The sequence below is a fragment of the Nitratidesulfovibrio vulgaris str. Hildenborough genome, assembly GCF_000195755.1.
GTDB lineage: Bacteria > Desulfobacterota > Desulfovibrionia > Desulfovibrionales > Desulfovibrionaceae > Nitratidesulfovibrio > Nitratidesulfovibrio vulgaris.
Map to the genome: position 1 here is coordinate 380,754 of NC_002937.3, position 20,040 is coordinate 400,793.

The 20,040-nt window shown below is 66.0% G+C and carries 16 protein-coding genes; all 16 read right to left on the bottom strand.

Annotation, left to right across the window (positions count from 1 at the left end):
- Positions 1-16 precede the first annotated feature (16 nt).
- Entirely contained in the window at positions 17-1,357 is a 1,341-nt protein-coding gene (locus DVU_RS01650; RefSeq protein ID WP_010937643.1) for a DegT/DnrJ/EryC1/StrS family aminotransferase, read from the bottom strand.
- The gene (locus DVU_RS01655) at positions 1,354-3,270 is read right to left on the bottom strand and encodes a TIGR04326 family surface carbohydrate biosynthesis protein (RefSeq protein ID WP_014524217.1); all 1,917 of its coding nucleotides are present in this window, start codon (positions 3,268-3,270) and stop codon (positions 1,354-1,356) included. Before DVU_RS01655 ends, DVU_RS01650 begins: the two co-directional genes overlap by 4 nt.
- A gap of 73 nt (positions 3,271-3,343) precedes the next feature.
- Positions 3,344-3,985: an HAD family hydrolase gene (locus tag DVU_RS01660; protein WP_010937645.1), complete on the bottom strand. Its 642-nt coding sequence runs from the start codon at positions 3,983-3,985 to the stop codon at positions 3,344-3,346.
- A gap of 29 nt (positions 3,986-4,014) precedes the next feature.
- Positions 4,015-4,920: a phosphoglycerate dehydrogenase gene (locus DVU_RS01665; protein ID WP_010937646.1), complete on the bottom strand. Its 906-nt coding sequence runs from the start codon at positions 4,918-4,920 to the stop codon at positions 4,015-4,017.
- Positions 4,921-5,062: 142 nt separating this feature from the next.
- A complete protein-coding gene (locus tag DVU_RS01670) occupies positions 5,063-5,656 on the bottom strand; it encodes an acyltransferase (RefSeq protein WP_010937647.1) in 594 nt (197 codons plus the stop codon).
- Between the two features lie 9 nt (positions 5,657-5,665).
- Positions 5,666-6,436 (bottom strand): 3-deoxy-manno-octulosonate cytidylyltransferase, encoded by a 771-nt coding sequence (locus DVU_RS01675; RefSeq protein WP_010937648.1) that lies wholly within the window; start codon positions 6,434-6,436, stop codon positions 5,666-5,668.
- Between the two features lie 312 nt (positions 6,437-6,748).
- On the bottom strand, positions 6,749-7,663 hold the full coding sequence (locus DVU_RS01680; RefSeq protein WP_010937649.1) for an NAD-dependent epimerase/dehydratase family protein: 915 nt from the start codon (positions 7,661-7,663) through the stop codon (positions 6,749-6,751).
- A gap of 2 nt (positions 7,664-7,665) precedes the next feature.
- Positions 7,666-8,448: an HpcH/HpaI aldolase family protein gene (locus tag DVU_RS01685; protein ID WP_010937650.1), complete on the bottom strand. Its 783-nt coding sequence runs from the start codon at positions 8,446-8,448 to the stop codon at positions 7,666-7,668.
- Positions 8,449-8,915: 467 nt separating this feature from the next.
- Positions 8,916-10,730, bottom strand: coding sequence for a methyl-accepting chemotaxis protein (locus DVU_RS01690; RefSeq protein ID WP_014524218.1), 1,815 nt, complete (start codon positions 10,728-10,730; stop codon positions 8,916-8,918).
- A gap of 346 nt (positions 10,731-11,076) precedes the next feature.
- Complete coding sequence (locus DVU_RS01695) at positions 11,077-12,615, bottom strand: lipopolysaccharide biosynthesis protein (protein ID WP_010937653.1); 1,539 nt, start codon at positions 12,613-12,615, stop codon at positions 11,077-11,079.
- A 295-nt stretch (positions 12,616-12,910) separates the two neighbouring features.
- On the bottom strand, positions 12,911-13,582 hold the full coding sequence (locus tag DVU_RS01700) for an acyltransferase (RefSeq protein WP_010937654.1): 672 nt from the start codon (positions 13,580-13,582) through the stop codon (positions 12,911-12,913).
- Between the two features lie 18 nt (positions 13,583-13,600).
- Positions 13,601-15,292, bottom strand: a complete 1,692-nt coding sequence (locus DVU_RS01705; protein ID WP_014524219.1) for an LIC12162 family transferase — start codon at positions 15,290-15,292, stop codon at positions 13,601-13,603.
- Positions 15,293-15,344: 52 nt separating this feature from the next.
- Positions 15,345-16,403 (bottom strand): N-acetylneuraminate synthase family protein, encoded by a 1,059-nt coding sequence (locus DVU_RS01710; RefSeq protein ID WP_010937656.1) that lies wholly within the window; start codon positions 16,401-16,403, stop codon positions 15,345-15,347.
- Between the two features lie 36 nt (positions 16,404-16,439).
- A complete protein-coding gene (locus DVU_RS01715) occupies positions 16,440-17,123 on the bottom strand; it encodes a cytidylyltransferase domain-containing protein (RefSeq protein WP_010937657.1) in 684 nt (227 codons plus the stop codon).
- Positions 17,120-18,754 carry an NTP transferase domain-containing protein gene (locus tag DVU_RS01720; RefSeq protein ID WP_010937658.1) on the bottom strand — a complete coding sequence of 545 codons (1,635 nt, stop codon included), beginning with the start codon at positions 18,752-18,754 and terminating at the stop codon, positions 17,120-17,122. The genes DVU_RS01715 and DVU_RS01720 overlap by 4 nt, the downstream gene beginning before the upstream one ends.
- Before the next feature lie 7 nt (positions 18,755-18,761).
- Entirely contained in the window at positions 18,762-19,943 is a 1,182-nt protein-coding gene (locus DVU_RS01725; RefSeq protein WP_010937659.1) for a DegT/DnrJ/EryC1/StrS family aminotransferase, read from the bottom strand.
- Positions 19,944-20,040 lie beyond the last annotated feature (97 nt).

A 20,040-nucleotide genomic window follows, 5' to 3' on the forward strand; every position in this document is an offset into this window, starting at 1 on the left:
CTGATGCGTCGTCCTGTCAGGCTTTGGTGCCTTCCGCGCGTGCCATGTCCCTGAAGAAGGCCAACAGCGGTGCTTCGCATCCTTCTTCGACCACGCAGGGCCAGTTGATCACTTCGCGTCCCGTCCGTTCCGAGACGGGGCAACGTCCCTCTGCATAGCCGAGGCTGTCGAGGCCGTGGGTGGCCCCCAGCACGGGCACCGTGAACCACGTCCACGCGGTGTGGACGCGTGCGTCCATGCGTGCGCGATGGCGGTCGGCGTCGGGGTGGCGATAGGCCAGCCTGTGGCCCACGATGTCACGCCGGGGGTCGCGGTAGGACTCCGGCAGCAGTGCCTCGAGTGGGGTGTCGTGTGCCGCGTCGAGATAGGCGGCAAGCAGGGCCCTGCGGCGCGTGGCTTCGCGTGGCCAGCGGTCGAGTTCGTACAGGCCGAGGCGTGCCAGCATGGCGGGCATCCGCGCCGGGAAGGGATAGGCCCCCGTGCGTTCGACGGTGTAGTCGTCATCGAGGAAGGTCATGCCCGTCTTGAGCACACGGCGCGTCAGCGAACGCAGGAGCATGGCGCACTGGTACGCCCCGTAGCTTCCGGGTCTGGCAAGGCGGCGTTCGAGGCGCAACTGGCCGATGATGCGGCGTTGCTGTTCCTCTGGCAGCGTCGGCAGGGTGCGGACGGTGCGGTCGACCTCTTCCTGCAAGCCCGCATCGCGGGTGTAGAGCACACCTCCCACGAGGGTGTTGAGCGGTTTGGAGTGGTCGGTGGAGAAGAAGGCCGCGTCGCCGAAGTTGCCAACAGTGACGCCGTCGAGGGTCGAACCCAGCGTGAGGGCGCAGTCCTCGATGAGCGCGATACCTTTGGCCGAGGTGATGGCGCGTAGTTCGTCCACCCGGCACGGGATGCCGAAGCTGTGCTGGGCGATGACGGCGCGGGTGCGCGGCGTGAGGGCCCTTTCCACGGCTTCGGGGCTGGTGCCGAACGTGGCGGGGTCGACATCGGTGAACACCGGGGTCGCCCCGGTACGCAGTACCGCGCTGGCGACCACCGCGCAGGTGAATCCCGGCAGCACCACCTCATGCCCTGCGCCTACGCCAAATGCCTTGAGCGCCGTGAAAAGTGCCATGCGTCCGCCTGCCAGTGCACGGGCCTGCCCGTCGCCCACCACGGCGGCGAAGGTGCGTTCGAAGGCGCCCATGACGGATTCGGCCTGTGCGGGGTCGTCCTTGGCGCGTTCCACTTCGGACATCTGCGCATCGGTGAGATGGGCGTGCCCGGTGACGAATCCGTAGTAGGGCCGGGTGAGCACCATGCGCCCCAGAAGGGCGAGGCGACCGGCCACGGCGGCGAGACGTGCTGTGCTCATGCGTCCTCCCTGTCGCCGGACTGCGTCTGCGGTGACGTCATGCCCAGCAGGGCGCGCCAGCGCGGAAGTGTCTTGTCGAGGGCGAGAAAGTCGTCGGGCAGGTCGGGTGAACGCGGCGCGGCGAGTGCGGCGGCAAGTCCCTCTGCATCCTTGACGAAGGTCATGCCGGGTACACCAAGCAGCGGGCACATGTTGAAGTCGTTCTCCGCCACCTGCACCACCAGCGGCAGCCCCTTGCAGGCGGCTTCGAGGGCCACGGTGGTGGAGTTGGACGCCCAGACGACGGTGCCGGGCACCAGAAGTTCAGGCACGGGGGTGTTCGATACGGCGGGGATGCCGCCCTCTGCGAAGCGTGCCGCCAGTCTGCCTTCCACAGGCAGGTTGGGGTGCGGCTTGACCACCACCTCATAGCCTGCCAGCAGCCCCTTGCGGGCTGCATCCGCAAGAACGTCAAGCTGGTTGTCGGTCTCGTCCGGGAAGAAGCTGGTCATCACCAGCAGCCGGGGCGTTGTTCCCGGCAACGGGGCGGCTTCGTGCGGTGTCAGCCGCGTCTGTCCCGCGAGGTAGAGGTAGCGCAGTGCCTCGATGGTGGCGAGGCGGTCTTCGGGCATTCCCGCATCGCGCATGGCGCGGAGTGCCCCGCTGCCGTTGCAGCAGATGCGGTCGGGCAGGGTGGCTGCGGCATCGGGTTCGGTGAACGCTCGCGGGTCTTCGTAGTAGCGCAGGTCGGTGGGGCGCACCGTGGAGTGCTGCGTACCGAATACCGGGCCGAGACCCCGTTCATGCATGGCATGGGCGAGTGCCTTCTCCCACGGGTGATTCTCCATGGGGAAGATGGCCCATTCCTGCGGGGTGGGCTGCTGCGCCGCCATGCGGCGGAAGGCCACGCGCATGAGGTGCCGTTGCAGCCCAAGCCAGCCGCGTGTCGCATCGGCCCAGTTGCGGGACATGTAGGGCCAGAACGGCATGTTCGACCCCGGCAGACGGCAGCGCGAGGCCACCAGCCCTTCCACGCCAAGACCGCGTAGGGCGATGCGGCAGTAGTCCGCCACGGCGCGGGCGATGGCGGCGGCGGGCAGGAATTCTTCGATGAAATGGAAGGCGATGCCGTCGCGCCCGTTGCGACGCAGGGTGTCACGAAGCGCGATGGCTTCGCCCAGCGTGAAGTGCGGCGTCGGTTCGAAGATGAACAGCCACGTGACACCGTGGGTGCCTTCGCCAAGCGCGTCGTGCAGGCTTTCCCAGTAGCGTGAACGCAGACGCCCTTCACGGGCGGCCTTCACGTCCACATTGGGGAAATAGGTGGCGATGGTGCCGGGGCGGGGGTGCGCGGGCAGTGTACCCTTGAAGGCGGGCAGATGGCGCTTCTCGCGCAGCAGCCATGCGCCAAGGCGGGCCACGGCCTTGACCGGTGCGGGAAGCCGTTCGTAGATGCCACGAATCGAAAGGTCGAGGGTGCGCCCCTTTCCGGCGGGGCGATGGGCGAACACGCGCCCGGTGAGGCGGCAGAAGTCGCGCAGGCACGCCACCAGCGCGGCGTCATCGGTGCGCACCTCAAGGCGGCGGTAGTCGTGTTCCTCGATATGCAGTTCAAGGGCGCGCAGCTTCACCACTTCATAGAGGTGACGGCATATCTTGGGATGCTTCTCGGCCAGCGGCGTCATCCACCAGTGCGAGAAGGTATCTCCGACGGCAAGGAGGTCGCGTAGGGTGGCGCCGCCCTTGCCTACAGGGGAAAGCCCCATGTCGTGCGCCCATGTGATGTACTCGCGGCGCAGGCGGGTGAAATGCGTCTCCACCAGCGCGGGGACGGATACATGCCCTTCGGCTACGGACATGCGTGTCCAGTGGGCGATGTCCATGCCGAGGGGCAGCGACGGCGCGTCACCGTCGAGCAGAAGCAGGGTGTTCAAGGCGACTCCCGGTGGAGTGGCGGCTTGCGCCGCGGTGCGTTGCGGGCCGCGCAAAGGCGCGGCCCGTTGATGGTCAGTCGGCAGCGAGGGTCTCAAGCCATGCGGAAAGTCCGGTGAGGTCGTCACCCCACGGATGCGTTCCTCCCGCGAAGGTGTCGCCGCGCCCGTAGAACAGTGTGCCCACATCCTCCGCGGCGCGCAGGTCGGTCTTGCTGTCGCCGACCATCACCGTGGTGGCGGGGTCGACATCAGCCAGTTTCACGACCTTGGCGAGCAGTTCGGACTTGCCGGGAGGCGAACCGTAGATGCCCGCGAAGAAGCGCGACAAGCCGCGCTCGTGCAGGATGTGCGTCAACTCCTCATGGGGTGCGCCGGAGCACACGTACATGGGGACGCACCCGTGCCATGCGGTGATGGCGTCGTAGGCACCGGGAACGAGTTGGGCGTTGAGGACGCCCTCGAAGGCGTATTCGGCGTAACGGCGACCCAGTTCATTGAGTTCGTCGCTGCTGATTTCGCGACCGAGAACCTCGCGGAACATCCACTCGAACTTCTTGTAGCGGCTCACTCCGCCGTTTTCGAGGTGGTAGGCCACCAGCCTGTCGCGAACCTCGCAACCGAAGGGTTCGGCGACGCGCGCGAAGGCTTCGGTCTTCACGTTCACGCTTTCGAGAATGACGCCGTCGCAGTCGAAGACGATGCAGGAAAGGGGCATGGAACTCCTCTTGAGTGGGGTGCTGGCGATCAGCCCTTGAGGGCGTCGAGCAGGTTGCGGATGGTGTCGGTCTCCATGCGGATGCGGGCTTCCACGGCGTAGGAACCCACATGCGGCGTGAGGATGACGTTGGGCAGGTCGCGCAGCGGGCCGGTGTAGGGCTCCTGTTCGAAGACGTCCAGCGCCGCACCGGCTAGGCGGCCCGAGGCGAGGGCGTCGTGCAGTGCGGCTTCGTCCACGAGTCCGCCGCGCGCGGCGTTGATGAGCCATGTGCCTTCGCGCATGAGGCCGAGACGCGTGGCGTCGATGAGATGACCGCCGCCAGCGGGCTTCGAGCAGTGCAGCGAGATGATGTCGGCCCAGCCCATGAGGGCGTCCATTTCCATCTTCTGGTGGGTGGCGTCCTCTGCGTAGGGGTCGGAGAAGGCGACTTCTGCACCGAAGGCTTCGAAGAGGCGCGCCGTGGCACGACCGATGCGGCCGAAGCCGACAAGGCCCACCTTCTTGCCGTTGAGCAGGTTGCCCATGCGCTTCTTCCACGTGCCGCCGCGCAACTCGTGGTCCATGCGCGTGACCTGCCGCATGAGGTCGAGGGCGTAGCCCAGCGTGAGTTCGGCCACGGCGAGGGTGGGGCCGTCGGGCGTGTTGCGCACGGCGATGCCCTTCTCTTCGGCGGCGACCCGGTCGACGCTGTCCATGCCCGTGCCGCAGCGGGAGATGACCTTGAGGCCCGGCAGGGCGTCCATGACGCGGCGGGTGAGGGGTTCGGTACCCGCAGCCACGCCCACGCAGCCCTGCAGGATGTCGATGGCCTCGTCTTCGGTGAGGGCGCGGCCCGTGGTGTTCAGAACGTACTCGATACCCGCCTCGCGCAGCAGGTCCAGCGGTGCGTCGCTGAACTTGGCGAAGGAGGATGTGGTGATGGCGATCTTCATGTCGCTTCCTTTGCGTCCGGCTGTGCCGGATAGTCGTTGTGGCGGTGTCGCTTCGGCGGGTGCTCGGCGTCTTCGCGACGCAGCCACCCCCATACCTGACCACGCGGCCGCACGGGGCGGCTGGCATCAGGCCGGGCGAGACCTATTCTGCGGGGCCGCGCCTGCGGATGAACCGTGCGGGTACGCCCGCGACCACGGTGTAGGGTTCCACGTCCTTCGTGACGACGGCACCCGCCCCCACCACGGCCCCGCGCCCGATGTGCACGCCGGGCACCACGGTGCAGTTGGCGGCTATCCATACGTCATCGTCGATGACGACTTCGCCGTATTCGTGCCCCTGGAACATGATGGGGGTGTCGAGCCTGTCGAAACGGTGGTTGGCGGCGCGAATGACGGTGCCGGGGCCCACGGTGGCGTGTGCGCCGATGCGGACGGTGCCGCCGTCGGCGTCCACCACCACGTTGATGTTCAGCGCGGCGTTCTCGCCCATGACGAGTTCACCCGTGCGGGCGTAGAGGTGGCACCCCTTGCCGAGGCGTACGCCGTCGGCAAGGCGCATGTGCCCCGCGCCCTGAAGCGTGAGCGACTGCCCGAAGCGCACCTTGCCGCACACGCCGCCGAGAAGCCTGAACAGCGGACGCCACGCCACGAGACGCACCGCCGTGCCGAGCACGGTGGGCACCCACGCGAAGAGGGCGAACCACAGTTCTTCGAGAAAGACGGCGCAACGAGCCATGCGTTTGTCCTACTTCGTGTAGACGGCGCGCAGGGTGTCTTCGCGCATCATTTCGATGACACGTGCGAGGTCTTCAGCCGTGTCGACGCTGAGGGTGCGCTTGTCGGTGGGCACCATGCGCACCTTCTCGCCGTGTTCGAGGATGCGCATCATGTCCACCGACTCGATGATCTCGAGCGGGCTTTCCTGCATCTCGTTGAACTTGAGCAGATAGTCGCGGCGGAAGGGGATGATGCACACCTGCTTGCGCATGGGCACTTCGGTGACGCCCTTCTTGCGCGAAGGCACAGGCTCGCGCGAGAAGTAGAGCGCGTCGTTGTTGAAGTCCACCACGACCTTGACTTCGTTGGGGTCTTCGAACTCGGCCACGGTCTCCATCTCGGCCATGAGGTTGACAACGTTGATGGACGGGTCTTTCAGCATGGGTTCGATGGCGGCGTCAATCATGTCGGGGGTGACCATGGGTTCGTCACCCTGCACCATGACCACGATGTCGGCCTTGCGGCCCGTGGCCTCTTCGATCTTGAGCATGGCCTCTGCGGTTCTGGTGGTGCAGCGCACATGGTGGTCGCCGGTCATGACGGCCTTGAGGCCCACGCTTTCGGCGTAGTCGTATATCTCCTTGTCGCAGGTGGCGACATAGGTCTCGGTGAGGCACTTGCTCATGGCGGTGCGGAAGGTCACATGGCCCACCATGGGCACGCCGTGGATGTCTGCCATGGGCTTGCCCGGAAAACGGCTGGAGCCCATGCGGGCGGGGATGATGGCTATGATGTTCATGATGTCGCTCCTTGCGGCATTGTGTCGTTCTTGGGGTATGCCCGGTCGTTTCCGGGTGTCACTGTGTGCCCCTGCATGTCCCTGACGGCCCTTGCCTGCGCCTGTTTGCACCTGTTCGCACCTGTTCGCACCTGTTCGTCAGGGCAGATGCGATGCGCCGGTTATCAGGTCGTCTCCCCGGTGGTCTCCCCGGTCGTCTCTGGGGGGGGCGGCCTCCGGGCTGGTGCGCCTTGCGGCGGTGGGGGGTGCCCGGGCACGAGTGTACCAGCCGTGCCGGGCGCGTATGGACGGCACCCGGCACGGCGGCGAAGTCTATTCGTCCTTGCTGACCAGATACCCGCCCACGTCGTGCATGTCGGGGTGCATCTCGCGGTGCACGTCCTCCATCACGCGCAGGATGCCCTGTCCGAGGTCTGTCGTCAGGATGGGCGTCATCTTCTTGCCCACCTTGGGCATGAAGGCATACGGCGTTATCTGGTAGTGCCCGCTGTTGGGGTCGTGCTGGTAGACGACCTCGATGTCCTTGCCGAGCATCTCGCCTATCATCTTGAACAGGTCGCCCACGCGCATGGGCTGGTTGCCCGAGAGGACGATGTTCTCGTTGGCGTATTCCGGCTTCAGCACCTCCACGGTGCACAGGGCCGCATCCTCGACGTGGATGTACTCGCGCAGCGCCGTGGGGCTGCCGTAGTAGGTGATGGCGCCCTTCTCCAGCGCCTCGGCCACGAAGCGGTTGATGGCGTTGCGGATGTCGGCACGCGAACCGTAGAGCGAACCGTAGCGCAGGATGGTGTAATCGAGACCGTGCATGGCCTGATAGTTCTCGATGTACAGTTCGCACGCCTGCTTGCTGCAACGGTAGAACCCGCCCGACTTGCCGTACACGTACAGCGAACTGGCGAAGACGTAGCGCTTCACCCCGGCCTTGCGGCAGGCTTCCAGCGCGATGACGTTGCCAAGCACGTTGATGCGCGCGGTGTCGACCGGGCGGCGGTTGGCCTCGCCGATGTCGGCGATGCCCGCGTAGTTGAAGACCATGTCCGCGCCTTCCACGGCACGGGCAACCAGTTCCTCGTCGAGGATGTTGCCGGTGATCATGGTCTGGTCGGGACGAAGGTAGGGCGAGGGCCGCAGGTCGACCACGGTCACGTCATGCCCGGCCTCGGAAAGCTTGTCGCACACATGTGAGCCGAGAAAACCGGCTCCGCCGAAGAGCGTTATCTTCATGGTCACTTCCGTTCTGCTGTAGGGGCGGGGCACTGTGCCCCGTGGTAGAGGAACACGGCGTCGATGCCGTAGGCGATGAAGCGGTAGCCTTCGGCCACCTTGGCGCGTACCAGCGCCTCGTCCGGCTGGACGATGTGCAGGCCCATGGGCACGCCGTGTGCCACGGCCTTGTCGCGGATGCGGTCGAGCGCGGCCTTGAAATCGGGGTGGTCGAACTGTGCCGTCAGCCCCATGGACCCGGAAAGGTCGTAGGGGCCGACCATGATGGCGTCGAGGCGCGGGTGCGCGAGGATGGCGTCGAGGTTCTCCACGGCGCGGATGTGCTCTATCTGGGCCACGAACACGAGGTCGCGCGCGGTGGTGTTGCGGTAGGCGTCGAACTCGCGGCCGAAGAGGTTGCCCCGGCAGTAGCCCACGCCGCGGATGCCCGAAGGCCCGTCGGTGCGCGGGTACAACGCCCATCCGATGGCGGCGTCGAGTTGTTCGCGCGTTTCGATCATGGGAAAGATGATGCCGTGTGCGCCCGAATCGAGCGCGGCCTTGATGTCGGTCAGCGTCGCTTCGGCCACGCGGGCGAACGGTGCCGTGCCGCCGAGTTCGATGGCGCGGAACAGGTCGGGCAGCATGGCGCGGGTGAAGGCGGCGTGCTCGAGGTCGACCGCCACCCAGTCGTACCCGGCGCGGCCCAGTATCTCGGCCACGTCGGTGGAGGGCAGTTGCATCCATGTGCCGATGGTGGCTTCGCCCCGTTGCATCTTGGAGCGGATATCGTGTGCGGTAGTCATGTCGTTCTCGGTACGCGTCCGTGGCGCGTGGGTCGCCGTCGTGCGGTGTGCGCGGCGGTATCGGAGATGGCGAGGCGACCGCGACTGTCGCGGCGCTTCACGGTGTCCCGGCAGGGCGCGGCTGCGCGATGCGATGTCGGGGCTTTTCAGGCGGTGGCAGTATATCCTTGCGTGATGTCGGGTGCAATAACCCTTGCGGGGGCTTGGGGGCGAAAGACATCGGCCGGGTGGAACAGAGATGGTGCCGGGAGGGAGAGGCGGGGATGATGGCGTACCCCGCTTTTGCCGGGGCTGTACCTCGCGGAGGGGACACCGGCTGCATCGGCTGGCACTGCGTCATGTGTCGGCCGGTGAATGACGCCCCTGCCTGCGGCCTGTGCACAGGCCGCAGGCAGGGGGCTGATACTCCAGTGTCTGTCCCTTCCGCAGGGTGGCCGGGTGGCGTCCGGTAGCCCCTTTGCGCCGGGTCAGCTACGGGCCTTGTCGTTGAGGTCGGCCATGAGGCCGCGCAGGATGCCCGTCTTGTCCTCGATGCCCCGGATGGCCGTATCGGCCTCAGACAGCAGCGAGCCGTTGTCGCGTGCGACGGCGTCTATCTCGGCGATGCTGCGGGTTATCTGCTCCGATGCGGCGGACTGTTCCTCGGCTGCTGCGGCGATGGCCTGAACCTGTGCCGCTGCGGCGTCTGTCATGCGCAGAATCTCACCGAGGGTGGCGGCGGACTGTCCGGAACGCTCGGCAGCGGCGCGGATGGCCTTCAGGGCATCTTCCATGCTCGCCACGTTGGAACGGGTAAGTGTCTGGATGTTGCGCACGGTGATGCCCACCTCGCCGGTGGCCTGCATGGTCTTCTCGGCAAGCTTGCGCACCTCGTCGGCCACGACGGCGAACCCTCGTCCCGCCTCGCCCGCACGGGCCGCCTCGATGGCGGCGTTGAGGGCCAGCAGGTTCGTCTGGTCGGCGATGTCGTTGATGACGTTGACCACCTTGTCGATGGCGGCGGACTGGGCGTCGAGTTTGCGCATGTCGTCGGCCAGACCTGTGGCCACGGTGTCAAGCGACTGCATGGCATCGAGCGTGGCCTTGACCGAGTCGACCCCCTCGCGGGCCTTGTCGCGGGTGAGGGCCGTCTGTTCGGCTGCGCCTGCAGCACTGTGGGCCACGTCGAGAACCGTCGCGTTCATCTGGCTCATGGCCGTGGCGGTCTCGCCCACCCGTTGCAACTGGATGCCGGACCCACTGTTGATGGAACCCGACAGGGCGGCAAGACGGTGCGAGTCGGTGTCGAGGTCGGTCGTGACCTCGCCGAGGCGCACGGCGGTGCTGGACATCCCCTCGCGGGAGGCGAGGGCCACACGGGCCATCTCGTCCGCACGGGCAGCCGCTTCAAGGGCACTCTGGGTCTGGCGTTGCGCCTCGGCCTCCTTGGCATGGAGTGCTGCGAAGTTGTCGCGCAGGGTCGTCACCATGTCGGCGAGGGCGCGTTGCAGGGTGGCGGCCTCATCCCTGCCCGACGTGTCGAGGGTGATGTCGAGTTCACCCGCCGTGATGCGCGTGGCGGCATGGGTCGCCGCAGCGAGGGGCCGCACGATGGAACGGGTCAGGGCCATGGCTGCGGGGACGCCCAGAAGCAGCAGCACCGCAAGCACCACACCGAGGGTGATGAGGGTCTCGCGCTGGCTGATGTCCGTCATGGTGGCGTGCAGGGTCTCGCGCGCGGCGTCGATGTTGTCGATGTAGATGCCCGTGCCAATCCAGTAGCGTGTGCCGGGAATGGCCTCGGCATATCCCAGTTTGGAGAGGTCGCCCTTGCCCGGTTTGGGAAAGACGAAGGTGACGAACCCGCCGCCGCTCGCCGCCACCCGCGCGAGTTCACGTACGTAGTACACGCCTTCGCGGTCGGTGGTGTTGCCGAGGTCCTTGCCGATGAGTTGTTTCTGGGTCGGGTGGGCGGCGTTGACCGTACCCGTGTAGACGAAGAAGTAGCCGGAGTTGTCGCTTTCGAAACGCGCCTTCTCGATGGCGTCGGCGATGATGGCGAGTTTCTCCTCGTCGGTCTGTACGCGGGCGGTGAGTACCTCCAGCGACAGGGCCGTGGAGTGGGTGATGGACTGGATGCGGTTCTTCTGTTCGTCAAGCAGCATGGTCTGCGAGGTGGAGACACCTGCGGCTGTCACTCTGGCGATGGTGCCGTAGAAGGCCGCTACGATGCAGACGATGCACAGCGCCATGACGGTGAAGAGCGCCGTCATGCGTGTGGCGATGGAATAGTTGCGTAGCATGTCTCTCTCGCAGGTTCTGGGGGTGATGGGGGCGCTGGCCTGAACGTGCGACACAGGTATCTGTCCGCCGTTACGTGCCGGTGAAAGAACGTAGACTTTACCTGCAAATGCCACGAAGGCAATGGGGGATGTGGAGTATACTGGTGTGGTGTAAGGCTGCGCTCCCGTACTGCGATACTGTCATATGGTGGGGTGGCATGACGTTCACGGTATGGTGGCAGGGAGGGTGATGCCGTTCAGGACATGGTGTCCGCGAGCAGATGCCGGACTGGCTGTGCATGCTGATGAAGTGCCACACGGTGTGTTCCCGTGCGGCACTTCAGTGTTCTTTCCGGTCGCAGGATCCTTATCTGTTGCGACGCAGTCTGCCGAGGGCGCGCGTGGCAAGCCCGGTCAGGTCGGCCCGTGTCAGGCCTGCGAGAGGCGGGAACAGGAGAACCCCGCCGCCTACGATGCACGAGTAGAGCACGCCCGAGACGAAGAAGCGGACGATGGCCGTGGCATCGCCGAGGCCCATCGCCATCGTGCCCGTGCGGCACAGCCACGCCGCACCGACGAGGAAGGCCAGCGCCCCGGCCTGATGGGCGACGTTGCGCCAGAAGTGCATGGGTATCATGCGCGAGCCCACCCAGAGCATGAAATTGACGGAGACGAACTGGAGCAGCACGGTCTTGATGGCAAGCCCGGTGGCCCCGAGGCCGAAGCCGAAGTGCGAGGCAGGGGCAAGCAGCAGCCACGACATGCAGAACCCGATGCAGTACTCGGTGACGGCGATGTTGCGCATGGTGCGGGTGCGCCCCATGGAATAGAACACCGCGCCTGCCAGTTGCCCGTAGCCCTGATGCACGGGGTACAGGGCCATTATCTGCACAGGCACGATGGCCGCCGCATACTGCGCTCCGCCGAAGATGGCCACCACGGCGGGGGCTTCGACGGCGGTGAAGCACGAGAAGTAGCCCGCCACGGTGAAGAGCAGGGGGGCGAAGCGGTCGAGCAGCCTGCCCATCTCCTTGAGGTCCTTGTTGCCGTAGGCGATGGACAGCTCGCGCATGACCAGCGGGGTCATGGCGGAAACGAACAGGAAGCAGGCGATGCCCACCTTCTGCGAGAGGGCGAAGAATCCCTGCTGCACGCTGCCTTCGAAGGTCTGGAGCAGCCAGCGTTCCGCCACGAGAAACACCGTTGAGGCCAACGCCTGCACGAAGAGGGGCGAACTGTACGTCCAGAATTCGCGGGTGTAGGCGCGTCGCGCCTCGCGGTCGAGAGTGAAGTCGGGCTTCTGCCAGCAGCCGCGCAGGACGAGGCCGAACCCCGCCGCCAGCAGGAGAAGCGTGGCGTACTGCTGCGCGAAGAGCACCCCCATGTTGAGCCACCCGGCCCAGAACAGTCCCGCAAGAACGGCCACGCTACCGAGGTTCACCGCCGTGCGCACCATCTCGCTGGAGACCGTGACACCCAGCGCGTCATTCATGGAACGCAGCACGCGCCCCCACCATGTGAGGAAGGCCCACAGCGCGGCCAGCGGCACTATCCATGCCGGAACACCCGGCAACAGCCAGTCGCCAAGCACAGGCACGAAGGCCAGCCCCGATGAGAGCATGGTCACCACCAGCATGAGGGCGGTGGCGCGAAGGTAGAAGGAGACGAGGCCGAATTCCTGCTGTCGCCGTGACAGGGCGTTGTAAAAGCAGGTCGAGGTGCCCATGTCGAGGAAGCCCGTGAACTGCTGGAACATGTTGGTGGCGAAACTGTAGTCGCCGTAGGCCTTGGGGCCGAGGGCGCGAGGCAGTATGGCCTCCATCGTCAGGTACACGGGGATGCTGGCGACGTTGGCAAGCAGCTTGTAGGCGTAGCGTTTGGCGAGTGTCTGCTGGGGTTGGGCCATGATGGAGTCCGTTCTGTGCGTCGGGGCGGCGCGCGTTACGTCGTGTGTGATGGTGCAGGGCGCGGTTGCCGCGTCGACCGGTGTGGACGGAAAAGAGGCGGCATCGGGGATGGTCGGGAACCCCTTGTCACCTGACGTGTCACATCGTGTGGCTTATCACGTGGTGTGTCGCGGATTGTACCGCGCGTGACGGCGTGCTTTGGGACAGCGTACGGGGCGCAGAGAGCAGGGGACTGAAAATCCCCCGGTCCGTCGTCTCGTACGCTACGGTTTCAACCGGCCGCCACCAAAAACGTCACGGCAAATGTCGTACCACGCGGGCGGGTACGCCCGCCACCAGTGTCGCGGGGGGAACGTCGCGTGTGACCACGCTGCCTGCCGCCACGATGGCTCCGTCACCGATGGTCACGCCCTTGAGCACGATGCAGCGCATCCCCAGCCAGACATGTTGACCGATGGTCACGTCGGCATCGCGTTCGAAGGCGGGTGTGTCCAGCCGCGTCTCGGGGGGCCACATGGCGTGGAAGTCGGAGTCGGTGATGACGCAGTTGGGCGCGACCATGGTGCCCTTGCCGATGCGGATGGTGCGCGACCGGGCGGTGATGGCCGTGCCGTTGAGACTCACGCCGTCCTCGAGGATGATGCGTGCCGTGGGCGCGAAGGTGCGAAGTCGCGTGGGGGCGTGGATGGTGGCAGAAGTGCAGCGCCGTGACGAGGAGATGATGCTCACCCCGTCGCCGAGTTCGATGCGGCTGCCCGGCCAGCGCGAGAGGATGACCGTGCCGAAGCACTCGCAGCCCTTGCCGACGGTGATGCCGAGGCAACCGGCCTTGGCCCGCAGCATGAGCGTGCCCCATGCCCCGGAAAGCAGGCGATGCCCCGCGATACAGCCGTAGCTGAAGAGGTCGCGCGGGGTGAGGCCGCGGTCGCGTATCTTGTGCAGTGCGTTGCGAAGTCTGCCGGACATGGGCGTGCGTCTCGCGGGCTAGAGGGTCCGCAGGGTCTGCGTCCATACCCTGTCGAAATCGTCGTCGGTGGTCAGGGCATAGCGGGCGGACCACCGGGCGCGTGCCTCGCGTACCGGGGCGGAGTGCCACCAGCCGGGAACGTCGTCCCAGATGCGGGCGATGTGCGCTGCCGCAGCCGCAGGGGTGCGGTGATAGATGCCCGCCTCCTCAAGCCAGCCGAGGGCCTCTTCCGTCTCGGGGCACACGCGCCAGTGTTGCATGTTCCAGAACAGCACCATGGGTACGTCGGCGGCCATGGCCAGTTCAAGGGTTGTGCCGTGGTGGTCGAGGACAAGCAGACGGCAACGGAGCATGTGGTCGTCGAGGCTGCCCGTGCAGCGTTCCACGTCAGGCACCCGTCGCAGCACCCATGGCGCGTCTTCGAGTCCGCTACGGGTCTCGAAGTAGGGCCGGTACAGGGTGGCCTTGCGGGTGGCTTCGGGCAGGGCTTCGAGGAACGTCACCTTGTCGTTGCGGTAGTGCGTGAATTCGAAAGGCTGCGGCTTGGAGTCGAGTCTGTAGTTGAAGGTACTCATCTCCGCGCCCACGAGGATGAGCCTGCCGCTTTCGTCCCGGTGCCTGCCGCGCAACTCCTGAAGCTGCGCGTGGGGCACGGGTACGAAGTTGCCCTTGTGCGGCCCGTGCGAGGTCCACCCCCATGTGAGGAAGGCGTGCTGGTTGTACTCGTAGACGGGCGATGTGCCGTAGGTGCGGACATGCCCGTAGTTGCCGCCATGCTGGATGAAGACCAGCCGGGTGCCGGCAGCGCGTGCGGCGGCGAGATGAAAGCGGTAGGGGTCGTCGTAGAAGCTGGCGACGCTGGCGACACGGATGCCGGGACGGGCAGCGGGCTTCACGCGGCGCGGGAGCGGCGTGGTGTAGAAGCTGCGCGGGATGGACGGCAACAGTACCGTGTCGGGGTCGAAGCACCACTGCGGCATCCTGCCCCGCAGCCTGTCGAGGGGTATCGTGTTGTCGGCGGAGTTGCGGTTGGCCATGAGGGCCAGCGAATACAGCAGCGAACGACGGGTGGAGAAGCCCTTCACGCGGGGGAATGGCAGTTTGTAGAGCAGGGTGCGCGCCATGTGGCGCAAGCCCTTCTCGGGAGCGCCGCAATGGCGCGTGACGGGTTGCGCCCAGCGCACGGTCCACGCCGCCGGGACCATGCCCTCGATCATGCGCGAGAAGACCCAGTGGTTGAACAGGTTGTCCTGTGCGCCGTGGAGGACGAAATCGTGCGTCGAGTGGAAGGAGAAGGCGCAGTCGCCGGGCAGCAGGGTGACTTCAAGTTCTTCGTCACCGAAGAGGCGTAGCATGTCCTGTACGCGACGTTGCCGTTCCACCAGCAACTGTCCGCAGAGTGCCAGCCACGGGATGAGGGCCACCTCCCAGAAGGCGCGTGGCAGGTCGGCACCGTGGTGCGCGCCCAGCCGCAGGGCGATGTCGTCGATGCGGCTGATGGCATAGGTGTGGGCCTCGTCCTGCGCTTGTGCCAGAAGGTCGGGGTCGGCGAAGGGCGGCGGGCAGATGGTGAAGGATGTCTCCCAGCCGGGAAAGCGTTCCTCCTGACCGGCGAAGGCCCACGGCCCCGCCATGATATGCGTCTCGGGCGTGGCGTCTTCGGGGGCGGCCCCGAGGACGAGGACGCGGCGTGCGGTGCTGTCGCTCATGGATGTGACCTGCGCCGCCGTGCCGTGGGGCACGGCGGCGCGGTTGCGGTTGCTATTCGAGATGGCCCCATTTCAGGACGGTGTCTTCGGCGATGTCGGCGCGTGCCTTCATGCCCACGACCTCGTCATAGCAGCGGGGGCTGATGCCGTGGGCCGGACGCTTCCACGTCAGGTCGGCGGGTTCGAGCACCTTGCCCGCGGGAATGGCGCGGGCGGCCACGAGGCTGCGGCGGGCGTTGCGGCGTGCCGGTTCCTCGGAGGGCAGCGAGGTGATGTTGCACGGGCCCACCATGCCGGTGACGCGCTCCATGTTCGTGCGGAAGACCTTGAGGTCGTCCTTGTCCATGGCGTGGTAGTGGTCGTTGCCCGGCAGGGTCTTGTCGTGGCTGAAGTGCTTTTCGAGGATGGTCGCACCGAGCAGCGTGGCCACTTCGAGCACCTTCATGTCACGCGGGAGGGTGTGGTCGGAATAGCCGATGAGGTGCTGCGGGAAGTGCTGGCGCAACACGGGGATCATGCCGAGGCCCGCGTTCACGTCGTCGGTGGGGTAGTTCAGCACGCAGTGCAGCAACGCCAGCGGGTTGCCCTTCTCTTCGATCCACGACACGGCCTCTGCGATCTCATGCAGGTAGGCGGCCCCGGTGGAGAGGATGATGGGCTTCTTGAAGTCGCACAGGAAGCGGATGAACGGCTTGTTCGTGATGTCCGACGAGGAGATCTTGAACACGTCCATGAGATCGTCGAGGAAACCTGCCGACTCCACGTCGAACGGCGTGGAGAGGAACTCGATGCCCGCCGTGTCGCAATGTCGCTTCAGGGCCTCGAACTCGCCCTTCCAGAACTTGTCGTGGCGGGTGAACAGCTCGTACTGGCTCTTGGTGGGTTCCTTGGTGGTGTCCCAGTAGGCCGGAGAGTCCTTGGATGCGAGCGTGGCCGCCTTGTAGGTCTGGAACTTGATGGCGTCGGCACCGCCTTCGCACGCCTCGTCGATGAGGCGGCGCGCGATGTCCATGCTGCCTTCGTGGTTCACGCCCGCTTCGGCGATGACATAGGGCCGTGCGATGCCGTCGGCGGGGACGGGGCGGTGTGCGAACAGTTCGAGAAGTTTCATCGTGCTCCTCCCTTGGTTGGGTTGGGGCTGTTGGGCTTATGCCGTGCGGGGGAGCATGGCGACCAGCTCCTCCGGGGTGATGTCGGGATGGATGTCCATAAGGGCGAGGTACCGGTAGTCGGCGGGCGTGTCCATGTCCAGTTTGAGGTCGGGACGGTGCAACGCCGGGTCGGCCGGGTCGAAGGTACGTATGGTGTAGCGTTCGGGGTGCGCCCAGATGAACGACAGGCAGTGCTCGCGGTGTTCGGGCAGCGTCGCCTCGCGGGCCACTTCCTCGAGCAGTGCGAACGAGAGCGTCTCCGCCCCGAGACCGTCGGGGTAGAGGTTGCCGCGCGGGATGTGGTTGTAGGCGTAGTCGCACCCCTCGGCCCGCCAGAAGCGGATGAGGTCGTCGATGGCACCGCCCCAGATGAGCGGGTTGTCGGCGCACACGCGCACCACCTGCTCTGCGCCGTAGGCAGCCCCGGCGAGGCGGAAGCGTTCGAGCACGTCGTCTTCCGGCCCGCGGAACACCGCCACCCCCTGCCGGGAGAGGTGATGTTCGAGGATGTCGTTCTCGGGCTGCGTGGAGGTGGCTACCACCACCTCGTCGACGAGGGTGGCACGGCGTACGCGGCGCACGACCCAGTCGATGACGGGCAGGCCGTGCAGCGAGAGCATCATCTTGCAGGGCAGGCGGCTGGAACCGAGGCGTGCCTGTATGAGGGCTACGGTCTTCATGCGTTCTCCGGTGCGGGGGTGTCGTCGAGCAGCGCGGTGATGCGGCGTACCACGTCGGCCTTGTTGCGGATGAAGTCGAACCGCGCCTGCCTGTCGAACAGACGGCGGCGGTTTCCGGCGTCGAGAAGCTGGGTGAACACGCGGGTGAGCTTGGCCCCGTCGAAGTGCTCCATGACGCCGAGGTAGGCGAAGCCGTTGCGTCCGCGGGCGAAGGTGTGCCGCCCCTCCCGTTCGTGATGGGCCATGACGATGGCAGGCACGCGCATGTGCGCCAGTTCATACACCGTGCGTCCGGCGGAACAGATGGCGAGGTCGGCCCCCTCCATCATGCGGGACATGACGTTGGTGGCGTAGGTGAACTCCACGAGGGGCGAACCAAGCCGTTCCACATGTTCCTGCATGGCGTCCTTGTGGGCGTAACCTGGGCCCGCCACAAGCCGGATGGTGATGCCGCGTTCGCGGCACAGCGGTTCGATGGCGTCGAGGGTGCCACGGCTGAAGTCGGAGTGGTCGGTGCCGCCGAAGGTGACAAGGACGCAACGCACCGGGTCGCGATAGTCGTTGCGAACGCCGTTGACGAATTCGTCGCGCAGGCAGAAGAAGCGGTGCCCGTGCAGGAAACGCGGGTCGTCGACCTTCTCCTCGTACAGGGCGTTGACCACAAGGTCTGCCAGATGCGCGCCGGGCCCTTCGTCCTCGAAGTTGACCACGCGCACACCCGCCTCCCTGAGGCGGCCCACATAGTCGGCATCGGTGTTGAGGATGTCGTTGATGACGAGGTCGGGTCGCAGGGACAGTACATCCGCCGCAAGGTCGTCGCCCTGCTGCACCCGCGTACGGTAGTCGCGTGCGGCGATGTTGCTGGCTGCAAGCTCGCTTTCACGGGTGCACAGGAAGGTGATGCGGTGGTCGGCCACCTCGTGTGCCAGCATCAGCGCACGGAAGATGTGTCCCATGCCGATGGCGGGGTAGCCCGCCACCACGAACACGATGTGCTTGCGGCAGAGCAGCTTCTCGCAGATCCACCAGTCCTGGTAGCTGTTTATCTCGATGGCCCGGTCGTTGAGGAAGTAGGGGACGACCTTGCGTACCTCGCCGCGGGTCAGCGCCGAGGCGTCGAGCATGACCAGTGCCTTGCTCTCGACATAGATGGAAGGTTCGGTCTCGTCCTGCGACAGCAGGGCGTCGAGTCCCCCGTTGCGCTTCTCCCACACGCGGTGGCGCACGCTCTTGACGGTGACGAGGCAGTCGGCCCCTTCGCGCAGGAAGGTGGCGTAGGCGTCTTCGATGTCGTCGGCGGTGAGCAGGGGGCAGCTTGCGCGGTAGATGACGATATGCCCGTAGCTGCGGGCGAGGTCTTCAAGAACGCCGCGCAATTCGCGCACGATGTCCAGCGTGGCGAGATGCAGTCCGGGGTTGCACACATGGCGCACCCCGTTGCGTTCGCAGATGAGGGCGATTTCCTGACTGTCGGTGACGACCACGATGTCGTCGCCGGGGGCAAGCGCCTTGGCGGTGTCGATGGCACGCTGGATGAGCGTCACCCCCGCCAGCCGTTTCACCAGCTGGTCGGGGATGACCGCGTTCTTCTTGACCGCGGGGATGACGACGCAGCGTCGCGTGTCGCTCATGCGGCGGCTATCCCTTGCGGAGGGTTTCGAGCACGTCGATGGTCGAGGCGAGCATGTGGTCGAACTCGCCTTCTGTCAGCCAGTGCTGGAACGGGAAGGAGACCATGTTGTCGAAGAAGAGGTCGGCGTTGGGGCAGTCCGCCGTGCCGAAGCCCAGTTTCTTGTAGAACGGGTAACGGTCGAGCGGGTAGTACTGCACCACGCACTTCACGCCCTTCTCGTCATGCATGGCGCGGATGAAGTCGTCGCGCCTGCCGTTGGTCATGCGGGCGGCCAGCAGGTGGTAGTTGTGGCGGGTGGTGTCCACCCGGTGGAATTCGAGTTCGGGGTAGTCCGCCAGCGCGTCGATGAAGCGTATGGCGCGTTCGCGCTTCTCGGCGTTGATGCGGGAGACGCGTTCAAGCTGTTTGATGCCAAGCGCGCACTCTATCTCGCCGATGCAGTAGTTGTTGGGCCACAGGAACTCGCCATCGATTTCGGGCATGTCCACGTTGCCCATGGCGGGCTTCCAGTAGTCGGGGCGCTCGAAGTCGAAGCCGCAATGCCCGTTGTGGCGCAGGGCGGGCACCAGCTTCGCCAGTGCGGGGTCCTTCACCACGAGCATGCCCCCCTCGCCGAGGGTGGTCATGTTCTTGTGCGAATGGAACGAATAGATGGCGAAGTCGCCGAAGGCACCGGACATGACGCCGTCGATGTCCGCGCCGATGGACTGCGCGGTGTCTTCGACGACCAGCAGGTTGTGCCTGCGCGCGAGGTCCATGATGGCGGGCATGTCGGCCACGTAGCCGTACAGGTGCACCACGACGATGGCCCTGGTGCGCGGCGTGAGCACCTTCTCGATGCTCTCGGCGGTGACGACGCGGGTGGCGAGGTCGATGTCGGCCCACACCAGTTTCGCCCCCTTCTTGGCGAAGGGATAGGCCGAAGCGGTGAAGGTGTGTGACGGGATGATGACCTCGTCACCGGGGCGGAAGCGGCAAAGCTGGGCCGAAAGCTCCAGTGCCGAGACGCCGTTCATGACTGCGAAGCTGTGCTCCACACCGATGAACCGGGAGAACCTCTGCTGGAATTCCTGCATGTAGCGGCCCTGCGTGAGCGTCTCCGCATTGCGCATGGCGTCCACCACGGTGGCGATTTCCTCTTCGGTGTACCTGAGGGCGCGACCGCTGAAATTGACCTTGAGTTCCATCCGTCAGACTCCTGATGTGTCCTGCCGGGAGGGTTGCTGCGTGGGCCGACCGGGTGTTCCGCCTGTCCCGGTGGCGGTATGGCATGGTCGCGGGAGG